The following is a 21020-nucleotide window of genomic DNA, read 5'->3' on the forward strand; positions in this document are numbered from 1 at the left end:
AAGGGGTGGTATTGTGAAGTATTTTTTATCAGTAGATATGGAAGGAATTACGGGGTTACCGGATTATACGTTTGTATCTCAATCAGAAAATAATTATGAACACTCTAGAAAAATTATGACAGATGAGGCTAACGCAATAATAAGTGCTGCTTTTAAAAGCGGGGCTAAGGAAGTGTTAGTGAACGACAGCCATTCCAAAATGAATAATTTATTGGTCGAGGATTTGCATGAGGATGCAGATTTGATCACGGGAGATTTAAAACCTCTCTCAATGGTTCAAAACGTAAATGAAACATTTGATGGCGTTATGTTCGCTGGTTATCATGCGAGAGCGGGGCAACCTGGGGTAATGAGCCATTCAATGACATTTAGTATTCGAACAATGTTCATTGATGATGTAGAAATCGGTGAAATTGGCTTTAATTCTTATGTGGCTGGTTATTTTGGAGTACCAGTTATTTTCCTAGCAGGTGATGATTGTGCATGTCGTGAGATTGAAGCACTTATTCCTGGTGTTGTAACTGTAGCAGTAAAAGAATCAATTTCGAGATCGGCCGTGAAGACATTACATCCTAAAAAAGCACGTGCGTTGTTAGCTGAAAAAACGGCTGAGGCAATTGCGAAAAAGGATTCAATTAAACCACTTGTACCACCAGCTACACCGACGTTATGTATTGAGTTTACAAATTACGGGCAAGCCGAGTGGGCTGCATTAATGCCAGGAACGAGAATTATTGAAGGTACAACAATGGTGGAGTTTCAGGCAAGGGATATTTTAGAAGCATATAGAGCGATGCTAGTAATGGCTGAGTTGGCTTACCAAACACGATATTGCTAATAAAGAGGAGGGGGAGGGTTTGAATGATTCAATATATTATAAAGCGCTTCTTCATGATGATTGTAACGGTATTGCTTATTGCAACATTGACGTTTTTTTTAATGCATGCAGTTCCCGGCTCGCCATTTGATAATGATCGTACTTCAAATCCTACAATTCAAGAGAATCTTGAAAAATACTATAAGTTAGATGAGCCATTGCCGGTGCAATATATGAATTATTTGAAGGCAATTGTTACATTTGATTTTGGTCCTTCGATTAAGAAACCAAATGACTCAGTTAATAGTTTACTCGCTAGGGGGTTTCCTATTTCGTTTGAGCTAGGGATTGTGACAATACTCGTGGCCGTTTTATCAGGTGTAGTATTAGGCACACTAGCAGCACTCCGGCATAACGGGATAATTGATTATCTAGCGATGACTTTTGCCGTTGTAGGTATTTCAGTTCCTAACTTTATTTTAGCAACATTACTCATTCAAATTTTTGCAGGTGAATTGGGATGGTTACCAGCAGCAACTTGGCAGAGTCCACTACATATGATTTTGCCAACTTTAGCATTAGCAACAGGACCTATGGCAATTATTGCTAGGCTCACTCGTTCTAGTATGTTAGAGGTACTGACTCAAGATTATATAAAGATGGCGAGAGCGAAAGGTTTGAAACCTTCTAGAATTATTATCCGGCATGCACTCCGAAACGCAATGATGCCGATTGTAACAATTATGGGGACGATGCTAGCGGGTATTTTAACAGGTACGTTCGTTATTGAACGTATTTTCGCAATTCCAGGAATGGGAAAATATTTCGTTGAAAGTATTAATAATCGTGACTATCCCGTTATTATGGGCTCTACTGTTTTCTATAGTGCATTTTTAGTATTCATGTTATTCCTAGTCGATATTGTATATGGCATATTAGATCCACGTATTAAATTGCACAAAAAAGAAGGTGAATCATCATGACCAGTATAAAAGATGTTGAAATAAAAGACGAGTGGTTTAAACCTAAATCGAAGAACTTGGAAAAGGCTGAAATGGTAGTTAGGCCATCATTATCTTATTGGGCAGATGGTTGGCGTAAGTTAAGAAAGAATAAGCTAGCGATGTTAGGGCTGTTTTTTTTAATATTGCTTGCTTTGATGGCTATATTTGTCCCTATATTCTCGCCATATTCAGTAACTGCAACGGATTATCCAAATCAAAACAAAGCGCCTTCTATGACTTATTGGTTTGGAACGGACGAAGCGGGGCGAGATGTTTTTACTAGAACTTGGTATGGAGCTAGAATTTCTCTATTTGTCGGTTTGATGGCTGCATTTATAGATTTCTTTATTGGCATTATTTATGGGGGTTTTAGTGGTTATAAGGGCGGCAAAACTGATTTAATCATGATGCGAATCATTGAAGTTTTATATGGTCTACCTCATTTACTTGTAGTTATTTTGTTAATGGTTGTAATGGGACCTAGCTTAACGACAATTATCGTTGCCTTAACAATTACAGGATGGGTTGGTATGGCACGAATTGTTCGTGGGCAAGTATTGCAAATCAAGAATTATGAATTTGTAACAGCTTCTAAGTCTTTTGGGGCTAAGACTTCACGCATCATCCGAAAAAATCTGTTACCAAATACAATGGGAACTATTATTGTACAGATGACCCTGACAGTACCAAGTGCAATTTTTGCTGAAGCCTTTTTAAGCTTTTTAGGCTTAGGCATTCAAATGCCATTTGCCAGCTGGGGTGTTATGGCGAATGATGCATTACCGGTTATCTTATCTGGAGATTGGTGGAGGTTATTCTTCCCAGCATTATTTATTTCCTTAACGATGTTTGCATTTAACGTTCTTGGGGATGGACTGCAAGATGCACTCGATCCAAAACAAGGAGGGTGAGTGGGATGGTACGTGAACAAGCGCTACACAACAAATTTACGGGGCAACCTACATTCGAAGAAAAAGAGAAGATGAGTGAGAAAATTTTACAAGTGGAAGAATTACAGGTGACGTTTACTACATTTGGAGGTGTAGTTCAAGCTGTAAGGGGCGTTACATTCGATTTGCATAAAGGTGAAACACTTGCCATTGTAGGAGAATCTGGTTGCGGTAAAAGTGTTACATCAAATGCAATTATGGGATTAATCCCGCAACCTCCAGGGAAAATTACAAATGGTAAAGTAATCTTTAAAGGCAAAGATTTGACTTCTTACAGGAAATCAGACCTGCGTAAAATTCAAGGTCTAGATGTGTCAATGATTTTCCAGGATCCAATGACGGCATTAAACCCAACGATGACAATTGGAGAACAGTTGACTGAGGGACTACGTACGCATCATAAGATAAGTAAGGCAGAAGCTAAAACTAAGGCTATTGAAATGCTACTACTTGTAGGAATATCAAATCCTAGTGAACGTTTAAAACAGTATCCTCATCAGTTTTCCGGTGGAATGAGGCAAAGGATTGTTATAGCAATCGCTTTAATATGTGAACCAACCTTATTAATTGCGGATGAGCCAACAACTGCACTGGATGTTACGATTCAAGCGCAAATTTTAGAACTGTTTGATGAAATTCAAAAGAAAACAGGGGTCTCCATTATCTTAATCACACATGACCTGGGAGTAGTTGCTAAAATAGCTGATCGGATTGCAGTTATGTATGCAGGTAAGATTATTGAAATAGGTACGAAGCGAGAGATCTTTTATGAACCCGCACATCCTTACACAAAGGGACTGTTAAATTCTGTACCTCGACTAGATTTAGTAGAGGAAGAATTAGAGCCAATTGAAGGCACACCACCAGATTTATTTGCTCCACCAGATGGCTGTGCTTTTACAGCGAGATGTCCATATGCGATGGAAGTATGTAGTCATGTATATCCAACTGCAATATCTCTATCTGAGAAGCATAAGGTAGATTGTTGGTTACAAGATGAACGTGCAAAAGGATTATTTAACTGAAAATGGTGAGAGGCACCTTGTGCTTAATATATTTCACAAAAGAGTTAAAGGGGGATCATTCATGAAAAAGTGGTTAACAGTTTTATTTGTAGCAGTATTTGCAATTGTTTTATCCGCTTGTACGGCAAGTAAAGAAGCAGGTAAAGAACCATCATCCGGAAAGGGTGAGGGAGATGCTAAAGGAAAAGTTCTTTACTTAAATAATGGTAGTGAACCAACTTCTTTTGATCCATCTGTTGGTTTTAATGCAGTATCTTGGAATGCATTAAATAACTTGATGGAAGGTTTAGTTCGCTTTAATGACAAAGATCAACCTGTAGAAGCGACAGCTGAAAAAATTGCTGTTTCTGATGATGGATTAACTTATACTTTTACAATTCGAGATGGTGCTAAATGGTCAAATGGTGATGCAGTAACGGCAGGAGATTTTGTTTTTGGATGGCTACATATGCTTAATCCAGAAACAGCTTCACCAGCAGCATTCTTAGCTTATTCAATTGATGGCGCTGAAGCTTATAACACTGGTAAAGGTAAGGCGGAGGAAGTAGCAATCAAAGCAACAGATGATAAGACATTTGAAGTGAAGTTGAATGCACCGACTGATGCGTTCTTGAGCATCATTACAAACCCTAGTTTCTTCCCTGTGAATAAGAAAGTTGCGAAGAAAAATCCGAAATGGTTTGCAGAAGCAGATTCATTCGTCGGTAATGGGCCATTCAATTTATCAGAATGGGAACATGATGTGAAATTCGTATTCAAAAAGAATAATCAGTATTGGGAAAAAGACTCTGTAAAGCTTGATAAAGTAGATTGGGCAATGGTGAATGATACGAATACTGAATATCAAATGTACAAATCAGATGAGCTAGACGTATCAGGCGTTCCTGCTGAGCTAGCAGAACAGTTAAAGGATGATAAAGAATTACATGTAGAAGACCAAGCAGGCATATACTTCTATCGATTTAATGTAGAGAAAAAGCCATTTACAAATAAAAAAATACGCCAAGCTTTTGCTAAAGCAATAGACCAAGAGAATATCGTGCAATATGTAACAAAAAATGGCGAGAAACCAGCACATGGTTTCGTAACATATGGCTTTAAAGGTCCAGATGGTAAAGAATTCCGTGAATCAGTTGGAGATTTAGTTTCTTTAGATAAAGAAGAAGCAAAGAAATTGTTAAAAGAAGGTATGAAAGAAGAAGGCTGGTCTAAGCTTCCTAAAGTGACATTAACTTATTCAACAAGCCCAGAACATCAAAATATCGCTGTAGCTTTACAGAGTCAAATTAAAGAGGCACTAGGTGTAGATGCAAAACTTCAGAACGTAGAAGCTAGTGTATTCTTAGCTGAACAAAAAGAACTGAAGCATCAAACATCTCGTTCATCATTCTTATATGACTATGCTGATCCAATCAATGCACTTGAAAGTTTTATTACAGGTTCTCCAATGAACCGTACAGGATGGTCAAATAAAAAATTTGATAGCTTGATTAAAACAGCTAAACAAGAAACAGATGCAACAAAACGCTGGGAAGCATTACAAGAGTCTGAGCGTGTGTTAATCGATGAAGCACCAATTGTCCCATTATATTTCTATAATCAAGTTTCATTAGAAAAATCTAATGTATCTGGTATTGTTCGTCACCCAGTTGGTTATACGGAACTGAAGTGGGCAGATAAAAACTAATAAGTAGCGGTGCCTATTATAGGTACTGCACTTTCTTTAATAAATGAGGGAATGCATATGCCGCGTTCTTTGATTTATTTTAGAAAGGGAGGAAACGATGATGAAAAAAAGACCTATGAGACTTCAAAAGGGTGACACGATTGGGATTATAGCTCCATCAAGTCCACCAAACCTTGAAAGTTTACAACATTCACTCGTATTTCTTGAAGGGCTTGGATTGCATTATAAATTTGGTCCATCCGTGGAGAATATAGATGGTTATTTAGCAGGTACTGATGAAGAACGGCTAAATGACCTACATACTATGTTTGCGGACCCTACAATTGCAGGTATCGTATGCGCTGGTGGTGGTTACGGCTCGGCACGTTTTACAGATAAAATTGATTTTCAGTTCCTTGCTGATAATCCTAAAATCTTCTGGGGCTATTCAGATATTACATTTCTACATACAGCGATAGGAAAGTACTCTAATTTCATCACCTTTCATGGACCAATGCTAGCTTCTGATGTAGGGAGGCCAACATTCCGAGAAAAGTCGGGTCAAATGTTTAAACAACTTTTTCAACCAATGGAGTTGCAGTATACAGAGGATTACTCACCCTTGGAGACAATGGTTGCAGGGGTGGCAAAAGGAGAAATCACAGGAGGTAACTTAAGTCTCTTATCAAATGGACTTGGAACAGAATTTGATGTCGATACAAGAGGGAAAATTCTATTAATTGAGGATGTAGATGAAGAGCCTTATAGAATAGATTGTATGCTAAACCAATTACGACAAGCGGGGAAATTACAAGATGCAACAGGCTTTATTGTAGGCGATTTTAGCAATACAGAACCGAAAAAGCGTAAAGTAACATTGACGGTAGAGGAAGTGCTAACTCATTATTTAGGTGCTTTAAATGTGCCAGTAGTAAAGGGTTTTAAAATTGGACATTGTGAACCCCATTTCGCAATACCTTTAGGAGCAGAGGCTATTTTAAATGCTAATGATAAAACGTTGACCATTTTACCAGGGGTCCAATAAATTAAGGAGTGACACGTCATGATTATCCAATCCGTTGAAGCATTTAAAGTTGCTGTACCTTTACAAAAGCCATTTAAAACAGCATTACGTACTGTAACAGTCGCAGAGTCCATTTATGTACGAGTAACAGTTGATGATGGGCGAGTAGGTTGGGGGGAAGCGCCTCCAACACATGTGATAACAGGTGAAACATTAGGAAGTATTCAATATGCTGTTGAAAAAGTATTTGCACCATTATTAAGTGGGCAAGATCTCCGGTTTTATGAGCAAGTTTTTCAAACGTTGCATACCGCTATAGTGGGTAATACAAGTGCAAAAGCAGCAATAGATATGGCATTGTATGATTTGATTGCACAACGAGGAGAACTCCCACTTTATCAGTTTTTGGGTGGGCATAAAAAGGAAATAGAAACGGATTATACAGTAAGCGTAAATTCTCCAGAAGAAATGTCAGCTGATGCAGCAAAATATATTGCTAATGGATTTCATGTATTGAAAGTAAAGGTCGGTATTGGTGAAATTTCTGAAGATATCGCTCGGATAAAAGCAATTCGAGATGAAATTGGTTATACAACAAAACTTCGACTAGATGCCAATCAAGGTTGGAATGCAAAGGAAGCTGTGTATGCCATTTCTAAAATGGAAGATCTAGGTCTAGAAATAGAATTGATTGAACAACCCGTATTAGCGCATGATATGCATGGTTTAAAATTTGTAACGGATCATACATTAACACCAATTATGGCTGATGAGAGTGTCTTTTCAGTGCATGATGCAAAAATTATTTTAGAGATGCGTGCAGCCGATTTAATTAATATTAAGTTGATGAAAGCAGGCGGGATTTATCAAGCCTTGAAAATCAATGCACTAGCCGAAAGTTGCGGAGTGCAATGTATGACAGGGAGTATGATAGAAACCAAAATTGGTATTACTGCTGCAGCTCATTTTGCAGCTAGTCAACCAAATATACAATATTATGACTTTGATGCTCCGTTAATGTTGAATTTTGAAACGATCAAGGGAGGAGTCATATATAAAGAAAGTAAGATTTGTTTCTCAGAACGCAGTGGGTTAGGCATTGAGGAAGTATTTAAGGGGGAGAACTAGATGGCAGCATTACATAATATTTGGCATTGTTCTGTTGCAGTAGCATCTATTTGGACGAAGCCAGAATCAGCTCGAGATATTGATCAACCAGCTATTACAAACCCCGTACAGCTTGTAAAATGGTTAGAAGCACTCCCTTATAAAGAACGATTAGATTTATGTGATAGCAATAGAATTCAAACGCAATTGTTATTTGGAGAACCTGTAATAGTAGAGGAGATTCACGGAGAATGGGCGAAAGTTATTGCCATTTTGCAACCTACTCATAAGGATGAAAGAGGTTATCCTGGCTGGGTGCCTTTAGTGCAACTAGCTAAGCAACAACTTTCAGAGTCAATGGAAAACATCATTGTGAATGTAGATAAAACACAATTATGGTCAGAAGATGATACACCACAAATTGTCTTATCTTTTAATACGGTATTGCCTGTATTAGATGAGAGAGGGCAGTATTATATTGTTGATACACCAATAGGAAGAGGAAAAGTATTAAAATTGGGTGCAGTAAAATATACAGGAGACATTGTTCAAAAGATGGGTAAGGCTGTACAGTTTGGGTTGAATTATTTGGACTTACCGTATATTTGGGGTGGTATGTCTTCGTATGGCTATGACTGTTCTGGCTTTACTTATAATATGGCCAAGGCTTGCGGCCTGCGAATTCCGAGAGATGCAGGTGATCAAGCTACATATGGGATGGCTATAACAAAGGACAATGAAGAGGAATGGCAAGTAGGAGATTTATTATTCTTTGCAGATGAAAAGGGCACAAAATCTGTGAGGCATGTAGGTTTTTACTACGGAGATGGACAAATGCTTCATTCGCCTCAAACAGGGAAAACGGTTGAACTGATAAAACTTGCAGGCACGATATTCGAGGAAGAAATATGTGATGTTAGACGCTATGGACCGGGAGTGAAAACAACATGACAGAGAAAATAATATTATCCGTACAACAACTAAAAAAACATTTTGATTTAGGAAAAGGTGCAACATTAAAAGCGGTAAATGGCATAAGTTTTGATGTGATGGAAGGTGAGACGTTTGGATTAGTTGGCGAGTCGGGATGTGGCAAATCTACAGCAGGCAGAACAATTTTAGGTTTGTATAATCGTACAGATGGTAAAGTGTTATTCGAAGATCAAGATGTTCATTCAATGACAGAGAAAGAACGCAACAACTTCTTAAAAAAGATGCAAATGATTTTCCAAGATCCATATGCATCATTAAATCCGCGTTCTACTGTTTTTGAAATTATTGCAGAACCAATAGAAATTCATCATTTAAATAAATCGAAAGAAGAGCTAAAAGAAAGAATATATGAATTATTAGAGGATGTTGGTTTGAATCGTGATCATGCCAATCGCTATCCCCATGAATTCTCAGGTGGTCAACGTCAAAGAATAGGAATTGCCAGAGCATTAGCACTTGAGCCGAAGTTAATAATTGCTGATGAGCCGATTTCAGCTTTAGATGTATCTGTTCAAGCATCCGTAGTAAAGCTATTGCAGAAGCTCCAAAAGGAGAAAGGATTAACGTATTTATTTATTGCACATGATTTATCAATGGTAAAATATATTTCAAAACGAATTGGCGTTATGTATTTAGGGCAAATGGTAGAACTGACGACAAGTAAACAACTTTATCAAGAGCCTCTTCATCCATATACACAAGCTTTATTATCAGCTATTCCGATACCTGATCCGGATATTGAGGAAAAAAGAGAGCGTATTATTCTTGAAGGAGAATTACCGAGCCCGATTAATCCACCAACAGGATGCGTTTTCCACACCCGATGTCCAAAGGCGAAAGAAGTTTGTTCCCAACTACAACCAAAATGGCTAGAAAAAAGCGAAGGGCACTATATAGCTTGCCATTTATATGATGAAGAAGTGCTTGCGATGGAGCAGTTTGAGATAATTGCCCACTAAAGAACATATAAAAAACGGGGTTATCTAATAAGTCCTATTTCGACTCATTGTCGCTCCATTTTAAAAACCAAGAATGTTGATTTAACAGCATTCTTGGTTTTTTATTTACTTCATTTTGGATGATTTAGCCCTTTTGGGACAGCCCCGTTTTTTCGTAACGGCAAAATGTAATAAATATAGAACCCCATTAAATTTCAAGTGATTGTTGATCTTTAGATAGTAGACCAGTCGTGAAGTCGCTACCATGCACTTGCGTGAACATTTTGCCTGCAGCTGCTAACAATTCAGTGCTCTCTTTAGGAGATAAAGAAGGACGTAAATAGAATACGTGAAGCGCTTCGGTCGTATTCTCTGTTACAGCTGTCCGTTTTGAATCGACAAAGGGGCTACCAAATGCTCCTTTTATATCTGAAGTGACAATAATATTATTTAGCGAGTTGAAGCGGCCATTTAACCCTTCATAGCCCGTTTCCCCATTACCAAGTGATACTGTTATATCACCATCTAAATTGTTAATATCATAAATACCAACTGGCATTTCGTATTGTAATGAAAAGAAATTATTTAAGTCTACTGCCGAATGAAATGGCGTTATGTAGTTTTGCTTGGCAATACGACGCATCAAACTTTCAGCTGAGTGACGATAGCGGTTTGGATCTGCACCAAGTGATTTCCAAAGCTTACGCCATTCAGAAATGCCAGCACGCTCAGTTACAGGTTTATCCTGTAATTCTAGAAATAAGTTCTCTTGATATAACTGAGTACGTCCCTTAATCATTTGAGGAGATTCAGACACGACAATTTTGGTATAATGGATAATGCCGATTTTAAAGTCTGGTACTTTGTTTAATAAAGTAGAATCTAATGCAACTTTTATCATGAACATCACCTATATCTTGTATTTTCACAAGTGTAACATATAGAAAGGAGTAGAACCAAGTGATTGTCAACGACTTGCAAGAAGAGCTGATTGAGTACGCAAAAACCATTGGCATAGATAAAATTGGTTTTACATCCGCTACACCATTTTTGGAGTTAAAGAACTTATTACGTCGCCAGCAAGAGCTCAACTTCCAATCTGGCTTTGAAGAATCCGATATTGAAAAACGCACTGAACCAACCCTTTTGCTAGAAGAAGCACAAAGTATTATTGCCATCGCGATTGCTTATCCTTCACGAATGGAAAATGCACCTAAAGGTAAACGTGGTGAGCGCAGAGGTATTTTCTGTCGAGCATCTTGGGGAATGGATTATCATACTGTGCTACGCGAAAAATTAGCATTACTTGAAGCTTTTTTACAGGAGAAAATCCCGCATGCTAAAACGCGTTCGATGGTTGATACTGGAGAGTTGTCTGACCGTGCTGTAGCTGAACGAGCGGGCATTGGTTGGAGTGCAAAAAACTGTTCAATCATTACCCCTGAATTTGGATCTTACGTTTATTTAGGAGAAATGATTACGAATATTCCTTTCGCACCAGATGAACCAATAACTGACCAATGTGGGGATTGCACACTTTGTATTGATGTTTGTCCGACAGGTGCTATCGTACAAGGAGGCCAATTAAACTCAAACCGCTGTGTAGCGTTTTTGACACAGACAAAAGGTTTTTTGCCTGATGAATTTCGTACGAAAATCGGTAATCGAATTTATGGTTGTGATACTTGTCAAACGGTTTGTCCAAAAAACAAAGGCAAACTCAATTGGCTACACGATGCCTTTAAACCAGATCCTGAAATTGCGAAGCCACTACTAGAGCCATTATTAACAATTTCAAATAAGGAGTTTAAGGCAAAATTCGGCTATATATCTGGCTCATGGAGAGGGAAGAAACCAATTCAGCGTAATGCTATAATTGCACTCGCTCATTTTAAAGAAGAGTCAGCCATGCCAAAACTAATCGAAGTTTTACAGAATGATGAACGTCCAGTAATCCGTGGAACAGCTGCATGGGCTATTGGTAAAATGGGTGTAGTAGAAGCAGAACAAACTTTACAAACAGCACTACAAAAAGAACAAGATCCTGAGGTTATTATAGAAATAGAAAAAGGATTAGCCTTTTTAGCAGAAAAATAAAGGAAGTGTCAAAGTTGTCTTTGCATATCGTTTTATATCAACCAGAAATACCGGCCAACACTGGTAATATCGCCAGAACTTGTGCTGGTACGAATACAAGCTTACATTTAATCCGTCCTTTGGGATTTTCAACGGACGATAAAATGTTGAAAAGAGCTGGATTAGATTATTGGCATAGTGTCGATATTACGTATTATGATTCAGCGGATGAATTTTTCAGAAAAAATGATGGTGGGTCATTTTATTATATTGAAACATTTGGTGATAAAGCCTATTCAGATTTTAACTTTAGTAACCAAAATGAAGAGATTTTCTTTATTTTTGGGAAGGAAACGACAGGAATTCCAATGGAGTTATTAGAAGGACATCAGGATCGATGCTTGCGTATTCCACAAAGTGATAATATACGCTCGTTAAATCTTTCAAATACTGCAGCTATTTTAATTTTTGAAGCACTACGCCAACAAAATTTCCCTGGCTTAAAATAAAAAGAGGACAGCCTATGAAGTAGGTTGTCCTCTTTTTATATAATGGATTATTTTTCAGAAGTTCCTTGTTTGTCTTCATAACCTGAAGTGAAAATTGCAGTTAAGAATGCTACACAAACACCAAGAATTAAAATTAATTTCATGGAAGTACCCTCCTCATGTTTATAAAAAGTTCTTTATCAAGTATAGCCTACTTTGTATTAAAATGAAATATTCCCAAGTTATAAAATTATGGCAGAATTCGTTCTTTATTATTTGTAATGTTCTTACTAATCGCATAGGATGAATAAAAGATGCAAATAATTCCTAAGTAATACATTTTTGTTAAAGGAGCGGATAATATGGATAAGCATGAAAAGCAACCAGTAAATGGCTCAATGGCAACTTCAATGGAGGAGCTTAAACAATTAGGCAAGCAAATGGATAAAATGCGTGATGGTGAGGAACTTGAACGTGATGGTCGAATACAAGATCCTGTACAGTCAGATAAAGCACCACTAATTCATCAACGTGAGGATTAAATAATATGGTAATGACCCCAGACACGTACCCATCTTTTCATTTGAGATTCAGAAGGAATACCATATTTAATAGCTAATAATTTATAGCCTAAAGTACCTTTTAAATATTCTTTAACAACTTTTAATTTAAATTCATCGCTATATTTTGCCATACAAAAACACCCCAAAAGTTAGATTTTAAACTCTAACATTTGGGGTGCAGCACCTATGCAGTGGGAATTTTTTTGAATTATTAAGCTAAAAAGGTTAATTGAAATGCAAATAAAATAGCAAATAAATAAAGCAAAGGATGTACTTTTTTTGCCTCTCCTTTCGCTATTTTTAAAATAGGGTAAGAGATAAATCCGAAGGCAATTCCTGTTGCGATACTTGAAGTAAGTGGCATGATTAAAATAATTAAAAATGAGGGGAAAGCTTCCTCAAATTTATCCCATTCAATTTCTTTAATAGAACCAATCATCAACGTACCAACAATGATTAATATCGGTGAAGTAATTGCTGAAACCCCTGATACAGCATTAACTAATGGCCCAAAGAATGAAGCAACGATGAATAGAATAGCGACAGTTAAGCTAGTTAAACCTGTACGGCCACCAGCAGCAACACCAGCAGAAGATTCAACAAATGCTGTAGTTGGACTTGTACCAAACATAGCACCGAAAGTTGTAGCAACTGAGTCAGCTAACAATGCTTTGCGAGCGCGTGGTAATTTATTACCTTTCATTAAACCCGCTTGTTTCGCAACCCCAATCATAGTACCTGTCGTATCAAAGAGTGTAACTAAAATAAATGAAAACACAACGCTATATAATCCATAAGAAATAACCTGGCTAATTGCTTCGATCGGATTCCAAACTAATACACCTTCAGGTAGATGAGGAAGTGAAACCACCTTATTAATATGCAATTGATTCGTTAAAGTTGCAACAATACCTGTAATGATCATTCCGATGAATAAGGCGCCACTGACATTACGTACCATTAAAATTACTGTTACAAATAAACCGAATAATGTTAGTAGTACACCAGGAGAAGTCAAATCACCTAGCATCACTAAGTTACTTTCACTATCGACAATAACATTACCCATACGCAAGCCCAGGAAAGCGATAAATAAACCAATACCTGCAGCAATTGCACGTTTTAAATTTTCAGGAATTGCTATAATTAATTTTTCACGTAGTGGCGTTAGTGATAAAAGAACGAAAATAATACCTGCCACAAAAACAGCAGCAAATGCAGTTAAATAATCAACTTTACCATCTGATGATAATACGATTGAATAAGTAAAATATGCATTTAAACCCATACTTGGTCCGATAACAAGTGGATAATTCGCAAATAACGCCATCCATAAAGTTCCTATAACGATAGCAATTATAGTCGCTATGAACACTTGGTCAAGTGGAACCCCAGATGCAGCTAACATACTTGGATTCACAACAACGATGTATATCATTGTAAAGAATGTAGTCATGCCTGCTATTAGTTCAGTCTTAACATTCGTTCCATTTTCCTTTAAACGAAACATCCTAATACCCTCTCTCTTGGAAATGAACAATTTTTATAACGCGAAGTACTATATTCGTTCCTATTAGAGAAATTATACGCGAAATAATGATTGTTCCTATTCGAGAAATCAACTGTTTTTCTCAAAATCGTTATTCTCGAAATAATTTGATTATATTTGTATAATAAAATTAAATTAATCAATTAGAAGGAGTTGTGCTAATGTGTTGAATATTACATCTACAAAACCACTACATAACGGCGTGGGAATGCCACGTTTTGGACTTGGCGTATACAAAATGACTGATCGTGAAGAGGCGATTCAAGCGATGACTACTGCAATTGATACGGGTTATATCGCAATTGACACCGCTTCTCTATATAACAATGAGGTTGAGGTTGGGGAAGCAGTCAGAGCTTCTAATGTAAAACGTGAAGATTTATTCATTACATCAAAAGTTTGGAACACAGATCAAGGTTATGATGAAACTTTACGTGCTTTTGAAATATCATTAAAGAAATTAGATATAGACTATTTAGATTTATATTTAACTCATTGGGCAGTACCTGACAAATATAAAGACACATATCGTGCGATTGAACGTCTTTATGATGAAAAACTACTCCGTGCAACAGGTGTTTCTAATCATCAAATTCACCATCTAGAAGAAATCTTTGCTACAGCTAATGTCAAACCGATGGTCAACCAAATCGAAGTACACCCATATTTAACCCAAGTAGAAGTGCGTGACTTCTGTGCAGTAAATGACATCGCCGTTACTGCATGGTCTCCGTTAGCAAGAGGCAAAATTGTGGAAGATACAGCTATCACTAGTATTGGCCAAAAATACGGAAAATCTGCAGCACAAGTTATAATTCGTTGGCATTTACAGTTGGATAATATTGTGATTCCAAAATCTGTAACACCAAGTCGTATAAAAGCAAACGCTGATGTATTCGATTTTGAACTGACAAATGAAGACATGCAATTAATCAGTGCATTAAACAAAGACGAAAGAACCGGCGCACATCCAGATCATTTTAGTTTTAAGTTTTAATATTGAAGATACTCGTTCAGTTGCGGATCACGTTAGAAGACGGAGTTTTTTTATTTTATTGCTTGAAAAAGAGGACGTGAGTAGGGCTAAAGGGAGAGTGAGTAGGGCTAAAGGGAGAGTGAGTAGCGCCAAAGGGAGAGTGAGTAGGGCTAAAGGGAGAGTGAGTAGCGCTAAAGCCAGTGAGAAGCGCTAAAGCCAGTGAGTAGCGCCAAAGGGAGAGTGAGAAGCGCTAAAGCCAGTGAGAAGCGCTAAAGCCAGTGAGTAGCGCTAAAGCCAGTGAGTAGGGCCAAAGCCGCCAAAGCAGAGCCAGAGTGAGTAACACCTATCCACTCCACTCCTCCAAATAAAAAAGTATCTCCAAGCAATAAACTGCTCGGAGATACTATATTAATATTTATTGATCAATAATCTCCATTTTTTTATCTGTGAATGGATGAGTAAATTGAAGTTTTCTTGCGTGTAGAGAATAATCGCCAGATGCTGTTTCTCTTGCATCATATAAAGTATCTCCGACAATTGGGTGACCTATATGTGAAAGGTGGACACGAATTTGATGCGTACGTCCTGTTTCTAATACAAGATTGACGATTGTTGAATATTGCAGATGACGAACAACTTCAAAGTTTGTAATAGCCATTTGTCCTTCGGGTGCAACACGACGTCGAGTACCATGGTGGCGATCTTTAGCAATTGCTTCGCGAATTGTTCCTTTGCGTTCCTTCATATGGCCTTGAACTTCAGCTTCGTAAACGCGAAGGATTTTCTTCTCTTCTAACAAACGGTCGAAAATAGATTTTGCGATTGGATGTTTAGCAACGAGTAAAAGTCCGGCTGTACCTTGGTCCAGACGATGTACATGTTCTGCGTACACGCCACCTTGGTCTTGTATATATTTCATAACATGATTCATGCATGTAAAGCGATCCCAAAGATCATTTGGATGTGTAGCCATACCTTTTGGTTTAGAAACGATTAAGCAATGTGGATCTTCGTACACTACTTTAACTTCGCATTCACGAGTTGCTTCATATGAAGATTCAGGGACATCCATAGTGATGACGATCTCCATACCTTTTGGACGAGGGTCTTTCCATTGTAAAAGTTCGCCATTTGTATCTGAGATGGCTTTTGTCATACGTAATTCATGTACAGTCTTTTTACCAAGCCTCCACTGTTCACGGAGTAGCTCTTCAATTGTTTGGTTATCTTCTAGAATCGTAAAAGTCCAAGATTGTTTCATTATTATTCCTCCATTAAAAGAAGGATTACGTTGTTTGTACAACATAATCCTTACTAGTTGTATTATTTCACGAGATCAGTTTGTTTTAGGAATGCTTCGAAAGTAGCCTTATCAGCATCGCCTTCCATATGTTGAATCTCTTTACCATCTTTAAAGTAAGAAAGTGTTGGCGTTGCTTTGATGTTGTACTTGTCATCTACTTCATACTCATCTAAGTTTAATTGATCGATGTGTACACCTAATTTTTTTGCTATTGGCATTAATTTAGGTGTTGCAGCTCTACAATGTGTACACTCTGGACTGAAGAAGTATACCACTGTTGGGTCGCCTTTAGATAGCTTTTTCTCAAGTTCTGTCGGTGTGATGATGTTTTGATAGTTTTTATCACTAAGTAAATCAATTGTAGATTGTTTTAAATCGTCTTTGTCATAAAGGTTTGCTTTTAATTTTTCTTCATTTCCTTGATTGTTTAAGAAGATGATTAGTCCAAATAAGAGAACAATCACGCCGGCAATGATTAATAGCTTTTTCAATTATTTTTCCTCCTTCGATGCTTTTAACAAGTAAAAGCTTGCTCCTGCGATTAAGACAAATGCTGTTAATGCAAGGAATGGGATGGTGATGAAGCCAAACCAGTTAATATATTGCCCTGTACAAGGCACACGACCACATGTAATTGCAGAGCTCGATAAAAATTCGAACTTTTGAATGCCATAATGATAGATGGCAATACAGCCCCCGATTATGGAGAAAACAGCTAAAGTTACCGCAATACGTGCATTTTTTTGAATATAAGCCACAGTTGTAATGATGACAATTGGGTACATTAAAATACGTTGATACCAACAAAGCTTACAAGGTTCGTATTGTTGGATTTCTGAAAAAAATAGGGAGCCAAGCATTGCGACCAATGAGACAACCCATATGAATAGTAAACTATTCTCAACTTTTTTTGTCATATAAAAATCTCCTATTATTAGAGTATTTCCCTTTGAATTATATAGGGAATGAGAATATATGTAAAATATTTATTCTTGATAAAAAATTCTTTAAAGAGCTTTCTTGTGAAGGTGTAATGTCTAAATAACTAATGCTGGTCGATATAAGTGTTCAGATGTAACGGATAATGGGTATATTATCAAGCATAATCTAGATAGCTATAATTTATACGGAATCGAAATCATAGAAGACTCAAATTATCAATGAATGAAAGTGGGGCAACGTCTTTATGATGCACGAATAGATTTGGCTCGTCAATTCAATTTGAAATCTATTATTTAGGGGACGTATTCCAATCTATCATAAGCAATTCGTGGAGTATTCAATGATGATGTTGATTTGAAGTTTTAGGAGCCAACGATAAGTGTTATTGTTGCTTATTTGAAAGATCGTCGTCATGATGTATACCGTTTAAAATATTTTAAAGAGTAAAAAGTTTATACTACCTTATTTTATGAATAGATAAGGTAGTTTTTTCTATTTTCTCGGTCAAAAGGATGAGGGCTATTTCATGCGAAGGTATGACAGGCAGTGTTATCATAGTAGATACAATATATTTATGGATGGAAAAAGGAAGGAGGCAATTACATGCAGCCAAATGATCATTCTAACATCAGTTTACTCAAGGAAATTGCCGAACTTCTAAATGAAGAAACTGAAATTCAAGCAATGTTGCAAGGCGCTTTGCGAAAGTTTTTAGCAGGTACGAATTTTGAAACAGGTTGGGTATTTTTTATAAATAAAAAAGGTAAACATGAGCTTATAGCACATGATAATTTGCCACAAGCTTTAAAGCATAATAAGTGCCATTTTTTAGAAAAGGGTGGCTGTTGGTGCGTATCACGATATCGTAACAATGAATTAAAAAAAGCATCTAATATAATTGAATGTCAACGTATTGAAAGTGCCAACGCAGCTGAACTAGAGGGTGATGGAGGCATTACTCATCATGCAACAGTCCCATTGCAATCTGGGCAGGAGCGCTTTGGACTATTAAATGTAGCTACGCCAAACACCGTCAGTTTTTCTGATGATGAGCTTGCTCTGTTAGAATCAGTTGCCTTTCAAATGGGTTCCGCGATTAAACGTATTTTACTAACAAAACAAGAACAGCAAATGGCACTAGTAGAAGAGAGAAATCGATTGGCGAGGGATTTACATGATTCAGTGAATCAATTATTATTCTCTGTTACGTTAACATCTCGTGCAGGAATTGAAATGGCTGAGCAATCAGAATTGAAGGAAACGTTTAAGGAAATTCAAAATTTAACACAGGAAGCCTTAACAGAAATGCGTGCTTTAATCTGGCAGTTACGTCCTAAAGGATTAGAAAGTGGCTTAATGGAGGCGATTAAAGGTTATGCAGAAATGTTAGGCCTTAACCTATCTGTGAATGTTTCAGGTGTTTTACAATTGCCTTCTCGTGTAGAAGAAACGTTATTTCGTATCACACAGGAAGGACTAAATAACGTACGCAAGCATTCGGGTGTAAAGGATGCAGAAATTTTTGTCATTATTACACAGTCAGATGTGTTGTTAGTAATTAAAGATGAAGGTAGGGGATTCCAAGTAGACTCACTTGTGAATTTGCCATCAATCGGTTTGCAAAGCATGAGAGATCGTGCAAAAGCACTAGGCGGTAAGGTTGATTGGGTGAGCAATATAGGAAGGGGAACGGAAATTTTAATCCGTCTACCATATTAAGGGGGATTTCGATGATTAGAGTATTAATCGCAGACGATCACCATGTTGTAAGAAGAGGATTATTATTTTTTCTGAAAACGCAGAAGGATATAGAGGTTATTGGTGAAGCTAAAAATGGTAAGGAAGCAGTGGCATTAACGTCGGAACTAAAGCCGGATATTGTTTTAATGGACTTGGTCATGCCTGAGTTAGATGGTATCCAAGCTACAAAACGTATTAAGGAAAAATTTCCTAACACGCAAGTTTTAATGCTAACAAGTTTTTCGGATAGCGATCATGTTATCCCTGCGATTGAAGCTGGTGCTGCAGGGTACCAGTTGAAAGATATTGAACCAGATGAATTGGTGACATCAATTCGTAGAATAATGGCAGGAGAAAATACATTGCATCCACAAGCGACAACACAACTTATTAAAAGTCGTGAGATGCAAGAAGATTTGCCACATATGAAGCATACTTTAACACCTCGAGAACGTGATGTACTAGCTGAATTAACTAAAGGTAAGAGTAATAGAGAAATTGCATCCTCACTATTTGTTACAGAGAAAACAGTGAAGACACATATTTCGAATATTTTTTCTAAGTTAGAAGTACAAGATCGCACACAAGCGGCACTTTATGCAGTAAAGCATGGCTTAACTGAATCGAGTGAACAATAATAGAAGAAAAGCTGTCCTATAGTCATCGATATGACTAATAAGACAGCTTTTTTCAACGTTTTTTCTGTGGTTTTTGGCGTATGGTTTTTGAAACCTGTTTCCATTTATTACGTTCAGCAATTTGTGCTTGAGCGTTAGTCTTTCTTTCGGTATAAGCTAATTCACGTTTTAGCTTTATATAGCTGTTGTATCGTTTGTTTGTCAGCGTTCCTTCATGAATGGCAATTTGTACGGCGCATCCAGGTTCACGCTTATGTTCACAATCTCTAAAGCGACACTGAGTTGATAATTCCTCTATATCTTTAAAACTGCTATCTAAGCTTTCACCTTGATCCCATAATTGAAACTCGCGCATTCCGGGGGTATCAATTAATAAGCCACCGCCTGGAATTTTAAATAATTCTCGGTGTGTAGTGGTATGGCGACCTTTATCATCATCCTCACGAACTTCTTGGACGAACATTACTTCAGAGCCACAAAGTGCATTAGTTAAAGAAGATTTACCAACACCAGATGAACCTAAAAGTGCAGCTGTCTTGCCATCTACTAGTAATTGTTGAAGTTCATTAATACCTTCACCAGTAAAACTACTTACTGTATAGATGGGGACACCAAAAGCAACGGATTCTGCTGCTTGAATAAATGGCTCTACATCCTCACATAAATCTTTTTTTGTTAATACGATGATTGGAGTCGCACCTGAGTCCCAGGCAGCGATTAGATAGCGCTCTAATCTCCGTAGATTAAAATCTAAGTTCAAACTCATAATTAAAAAAACGATGTCAACGTTGACCGCAATTAATTGCTCTGCAGTAGTAGCACCTGCGACTTTACGCGAAAACAAAGAAGTGCGTGGCAATACAGCATGAATAATCGCTTTTTCTTCACCAGGCATTTGTTCAACTAATGCCCAATCGCCAACTGCAGGGAAATCACGTCGTTCAAAAGCGGTATGTTGGAAGCTTCCCGATGGACTGGATAGCCATTCTCCTTGTTCCGTAATTACACGGTAAGAATGCTTATGCTCTAGTAATACACGTCCGGGAATTGTTTTTGCTAATTTATTTGAAGCTTGGGCGATTTTATATTTTTCTTCCCAAGTTGTATTCCAGCCGAAATCTTGTAATTTTGTCATTTGTAAATCCTCCTATTGTGTGTGTAGAGATATTGAGCCGAGGTAACTGTTTTTGAAAGTGGGTCCTCAGCATTTAATTAAGATAT

22 protein-coding genes and 1 pseudogene are annotated in these 21020 nt (G+C 37.4%); 16 read left to right on the top strand and 7 right to left on the bottom strand.

The window, feature by feature from the left end:
- Positions 1-13: 13 nt before the first annotated feature.
- From ACQKMD_RS06015 to ACQKMD_RS06055, 9 genes are all read left to right on the top strand, one after another.
- Positions 14-838, top strand: coding sequence for a M55 family metallopeptidase (locus ACQKMD_RS06015; RefSeq protein ID WP_427750320.1), 825 nt, complete (start codon positions 14-16; stop codon positions 836-838).
- 23 nt (positions 839-861) lie between these two features.
- Entirely contained in the window at positions 862-1800 is a 939-nt protein-coding gene (locus ACQKMD_RS06020) for an ABC transporter permease (protein WP_427750321.1), read from the top strand.
- On the top strand, positions 1797-2732 hold the full coding sequence (locus tag ACQKMD_RS06025; protein WP_427750323.1) for an ABC transporter permease: 936 nt from the start codon (positions 1797-1799) through the stop codon (positions 2730-2732). Before ACQKMD_RS06020 ends, ACQKMD_RS06025 begins: the two co-directional genes overlap by 4 nt.
- Before the next feature lie 71 nt (positions 2733-2803).
- Positions 2804-3796, top strand: a complete 993-nt coding sequence (locus ACQKMD_RS06030) for an ABC transporter ATP-binding protein (RefSeq protein WP_427750440.1) — start codon at positions 2804-2806, stop codon at positions 3794-3796.
- Between the two features lie 61 nt (positions 3797-3857).
- Positions 3858-5483 (top strand): peptide ABC transporter substrate-binding protein, encoded by a 1626-nt coding sequence (locus tag ACQKMD_RS06035; protein ID WP_427750324.1) that lies wholly within the window; start codon positions 3858-3860, stop codon positions 5481-5483.
- A 100-nt stretch (positions 5484-5583) separates the two neighbouring features.
- Positions 5584-6507, top strand: coding sequence for a S66 peptidase family protein (locus ACQKMD_RS06040; protein WP_427750326.1), 924 nt, complete (start codon positions 5584-5586; stop codon positions 6505-6507).
- 18 nt (positions 6508-6525) lie between these two features.
- Entirely contained in the window at positions 6526-7614 is a 1089-nt protein-coding gene (locus ACQKMD_RS06045) for a dipeptide epimerase (protein WP_427750328.1), read from the top strand.
- A complete protein-coding gene (locus ACQKMD_RS06050) occupies positions 7615-8544 on the top strand; it encodes an NlpC/P60 family protein (RefSeq protein ID WP_427750330.1) in 930 nt (309 codons plus the stop codon).
- Positions 8541-9545, top strand: coding sequence for an ABC transporter ATP-binding protein (locus ACQKMD_RS06055; RefSeq protein WP_427750332.1), 1005 nt, complete (start codon positions 8541-8543; stop codon positions 9543-9545). The genes ACQKMD_RS06050 and ACQKMD_RS06055 overlap by 4 nt, the downstream gene beginning before the upstream one ends.
- 187 nt (positions 9546-9732) lie before the next feature.
- Here ACQKMD_RS06055 and ACQKMD_RS06060 read toward each other — a convergent pair whose 3' ends face one another.
- Positions 9733-10422 (bottom strand): B3/B4 domain-containing protein, encoded by a 690-nt coding sequence (locus tag ACQKMD_RS06060; RefSeq protein WP_427750442.1) that lies wholly within the window; start codon positions 10420-10422, stop codon positions 9733-9735.
- 62 nt (positions 10423-10484) lie between these two features.
- Between ACQKMD_RS06060 and queG the strand changes: the two genes are divergently transcribed.
- From queG to ACQKMD_RS06075, 3 genes are all read left to right on the top strand, one after another.
- Positions 10485-11621, top strand: a complete 1137-nt coding sequence (gene queG, locus ACQKMD_RS06065; RefSeq protein ID WP_427750333.1) for a tRNA epoxyqueuosine(34) reductase QueG — start codon at positions 10485-10487, stop codon at positions 11619-11621.
- Positions 11622-11635: 14 nt separating this feature from the next.
- Positions 11636-12109, top strand: coding sequence for a tRNA (uridine(34)/cytosine(34)/5-carboxymethylaminomethyluridine(34)-2'-O)-methyltransferase TrmL (gene trmL, locus ACQKMD_RS06070; protein ID WP_427750335.1), 474 nt, complete (start codon positions 11636-11638; stop codon positions 12107-12109).
- 341 nt (positions 12110-12450) lie between these two features.
- Positions 12451-12630, top strand: coding sequence for a hypothetical protein (locus tag ACQKMD_RS06075; RefSeq protein ID WP_427750337.1), 180 nt, complete (start codon positions 12451-12453; stop codon positions 12628-12630).
- On the opposite strand, the gene ACQKMD_RS06080 is transcribed toward ACQKMD_RS06075, so the two are convergent.
- Together ACQKMD_RS06080 and ACQKMD_RS06085 are read right to left on the bottom strand one after the other, a co-directional pair.
- The gene (locus ACQKMD_RS06080) at positions 12627-12782 is read right to left on the bottom strand and encodes a transposase (protein WP_427750339.1); all 156 of its coding nucleotides are present in this window, start codon (positions 12780-12782) and stop codon (positions 12627-12629) included. The genes ACQKMD_RS06075 and ACQKMD_RS06080 overlap by 4 nt on opposite strands.
- Positions 12783-12862: 80 nt before the next feature.
- On the bottom strand, positions 12863-14161 hold the full coding sequence (locus ACQKMD_RS06085) for an NCS2 family permease (protein ID WP_427750341.1): 1299 nt from the start codon (positions 14159-14161) through the stop codon (positions 12863-12865).
- A 247-nt stretch (positions 14162-14408) separates the two neighbouring features.
- Between ACQKMD_RS06085 and ACQKMD_RS06090 the strand changes: the two genes are divergently transcribed.
- Positions 14409-15197 (top strand): aldo/keto reductase, encoded by a 789-nt coding sequence (locus ACQKMD_RS06090; RefSeq protein ID WP_427750444.1) that lies wholly within the window; start codon positions 14409-14411, stop codon positions 15195-15197.
- A gap of 394 nt (positions 15198-15591) precedes the next feature.
- Here ACQKMD_RS06090 and ACQKMD_RS06095 read toward each other — a convergent pair whose 3' ends face one another.
- From ACQKMD_RS06095 to ACQKMD_RS06105, 3 genes are all read right to left on the bottom strand, one after another.
- A complete protein-coding gene (locus ACQKMD_RS06095) occupies positions 15592-16437 on the bottom strand; it encodes an RluA family pseudouridine synthase (protein ID WP_427750343.1) in 846 nt (281 codons plus the stop codon).
- A 62-nt stretch (positions 16438-16499) separates the two neighbouring features.
- Positions 16500-16970: a thioredoxin family protein gene (locus ACQKMD_RS06100; RefSeq protein WP_427750345.1), complete on the bottom strand. Its 471-nt coding sequence runs from the start codon at positions 16968-16970 to the stop codon at positions 16500-16502.
- Positions 16971-17396, bottom strand: a complete 426-nt coding sequence (locus ACQKMD_RS06105) for a disulfide oxidoreductase (protein WP_427750347.1) — start codon at positions 17394-17396, stop codon at positions 16971-16973.
- A 139-nt stretch (positions 17397-17535) separates the two neighbouring features.
- On the opposite strand from ACQKMD_RS06105, the pseudogene ACQKMD_RS06110 reads away from it, so the two are divergent.
- From ACQKMD_RS06110 to ACQKMD_RS06120, 3 genes and pseudogenes are all read left to right on the top strand, one after another.
- Positions 17536-17761 (top strand): annotated as a pseudogene (locus ACQKMD_RS06110) (carbon-nitrogen hydrolase); the annotation flags it as partial.
- A 263-nt stretch (positions 17762-18024) separates the two neighbouring features.
- The gene (locus tag ACQKMD_RS06115) at positions 18025-19140 is read left to right on the top strand and encodes a GAF domain-containing sensor histidine kinase (protein WP_427750349.1); all 1116 of its coding nucleotides are present in this window, start codon (positions 18025-18027) and stop codon (positions 19138-19140) included.
- An 11-nt stretch (positions 19141-19151) separates the two neighbouring features.
- Positions 19152-19799, top strand: a complete 648-nt coding sequence (locus ACQKMD_RS06120) for a response regulator (protein ID WP_427750351.1) — start codon at positions 19152-19154, stop codon at positions 19797-19799.
- A 52-nt stretch (positions 19800-19851) separates the two neighbouring features.
- Here ACQKMD_RS06120 and rsgA read toward each other — a convergent pair whose 3' ends face one another.
- Positions 19852-20934 (bottom strand): ribosome small subunit-dependent GTPase A, encoded by a 1083-nt coding sequence (gene rsgA, locus ACQKMD_RS06125; RefSeq protein ID WP_427750353.1) that lies wholly within the window; start codon positions 20932-20934, stop codon positions 19852-19854.
- Between the last annotated feature and the right edge of the window lie 86 nt (positions 20935-21020).

This window comes from Viridibacillus sp. NPDC096237, assembly GCF_050278625.1.
Taxonomy (GTDB): domain Bacteria; phylum Bacillota; class Bacilli; order Bacillales_A; family Planococcaceae; genus Viridibacillus.

What these genes read in the sequence shown, in the direction of transcription:
- ACQKMD_RS06085 (WP_427750341.1), bottom strand. Translation starts at nt 14,161, where the DNA reads ATGTTTCGTTTAAAGGAAAATGGAACGAATGTTAAGACTGAACTAATA.
- ACQKMD_RS06030 (WP_427750440.1), top strand. Translation starts at nt 2,804, where the DNA reads ATGAGTGAGAAAATTTTACAAGTGGAAGAATTACAGGTGACGTTTACT.
- ACQKMD_RS06105 (WP_427750347.1), bottom strand. Translation starts at nt 17,396, where the DNA reads ATGACAAAAAAAGTTGAGAATAGTTTACTATTCATATGGGTTGTCTCA.
- ACQKMD_RS06115 (WP_427750349.1), top strand. Translation starts at nt 18,025, where the DNA reads ATGCAGCCAAATGATCATTCTAACATCAGTTTACTCAAGGAAATTGCC.
- ACQKMD_RS06075 (WP_427750337.1), top strand. Translation starts at nt 12,451, where the DNA reads ATGGATAAGCATGAAAAGCAACCAGTAAATGGCTCAATGGCAACTTCA.
- ACQKMD_RS06020 (WP_427750321.1), top strand. Translation starts at nt 862, where the DNA reads ATGATTCAATATATTATAAAGCGCTTCTTCATGATGATTGTAACGGTA.
- ACQKMD_RS06035 (WP_427750324.1), top strand. Translation starts at nt 3,858, where the DNA reads ATGAAAAAGTGGTTAACAGTTTTATTTGTAGCAGTATTTGCAATTGTT.
- ACQKMD_RS06095 (WP_427750343.1), bottom strand. Translation starts at nt 16,437, where the DNA reads ATGAAACAATCTTGGACTTTTACGATTCTAGAAGATAACCAAACAATT.
- ACQKMD_RS06055 (WP_427750332.1), top strand. Translation starts at nt 8,541, where the DNA reads ATGACAGAGAAAATAATATTATCCGTACAACAACTAAAAAAACATTTT.
- ACQKMD_RS06025 (WP_427750323.1), top strand. Translation starts at nt 1,797, where the DNA reads ATGACCAGTATAAAAGATGTTGAAATAAAAGACGAGTGGTTTAAACCT.
- rsgA (WP_427750353.1), bottom strand. Translation starts at nt 20,934, where the DNA reads ATGACAAAATTACAAGATTTCGGCTGGAATACAACTTGGGAAGAAAAA.
- ACQKMD_RS06090 (WP_427750444.1), top strand. Translation starts at nt 14,409, where the DNA reads ATGCCACGTTTTGGACTTGGCGTATACAAAATGACTGATCGTGAAGAG.
- ACQKMD_RS06120 (WP_427750351.1), top strand. Translation starts at nt 19,152, where the DNA reads ATGATTAGAGTATTAATCGCAGACGATCACCATGTTGTAAGAAGAGGA.
- ACQKMD_RS06050 (WP_427750330.1), top strand. Translation starts at nt 7,615, where the DNA reads ATGGCAGCATTACATAATATTTGGCATTGTTCTGTTGCAGTAGCATCT.
- ACQKMD_RS06045 (WP_427750328.1), top strand. Translation starts at nt 6,526, where the DNA reads ATGATTATCCAATCCGTTGAAGCATTTAAAGTTGCTGTACCTTTACAA.
- ACQKMD_RS06080 (WP_427750339.1), bottom strand. Translation starts at nt 12,782, where the DNA reads ATGGCAAAATATAGCGATGAATTTAAATTAAAAGTTGTTAAAGAATAT.
- ACQKMD_RS06040 (WP_427750326.1), top strand. Translation starts at nt 5,584, where the DNA reads ATGAAAAAAAGACCTATGAGACTTCAAAAGGGTGACACGATTGGGATT.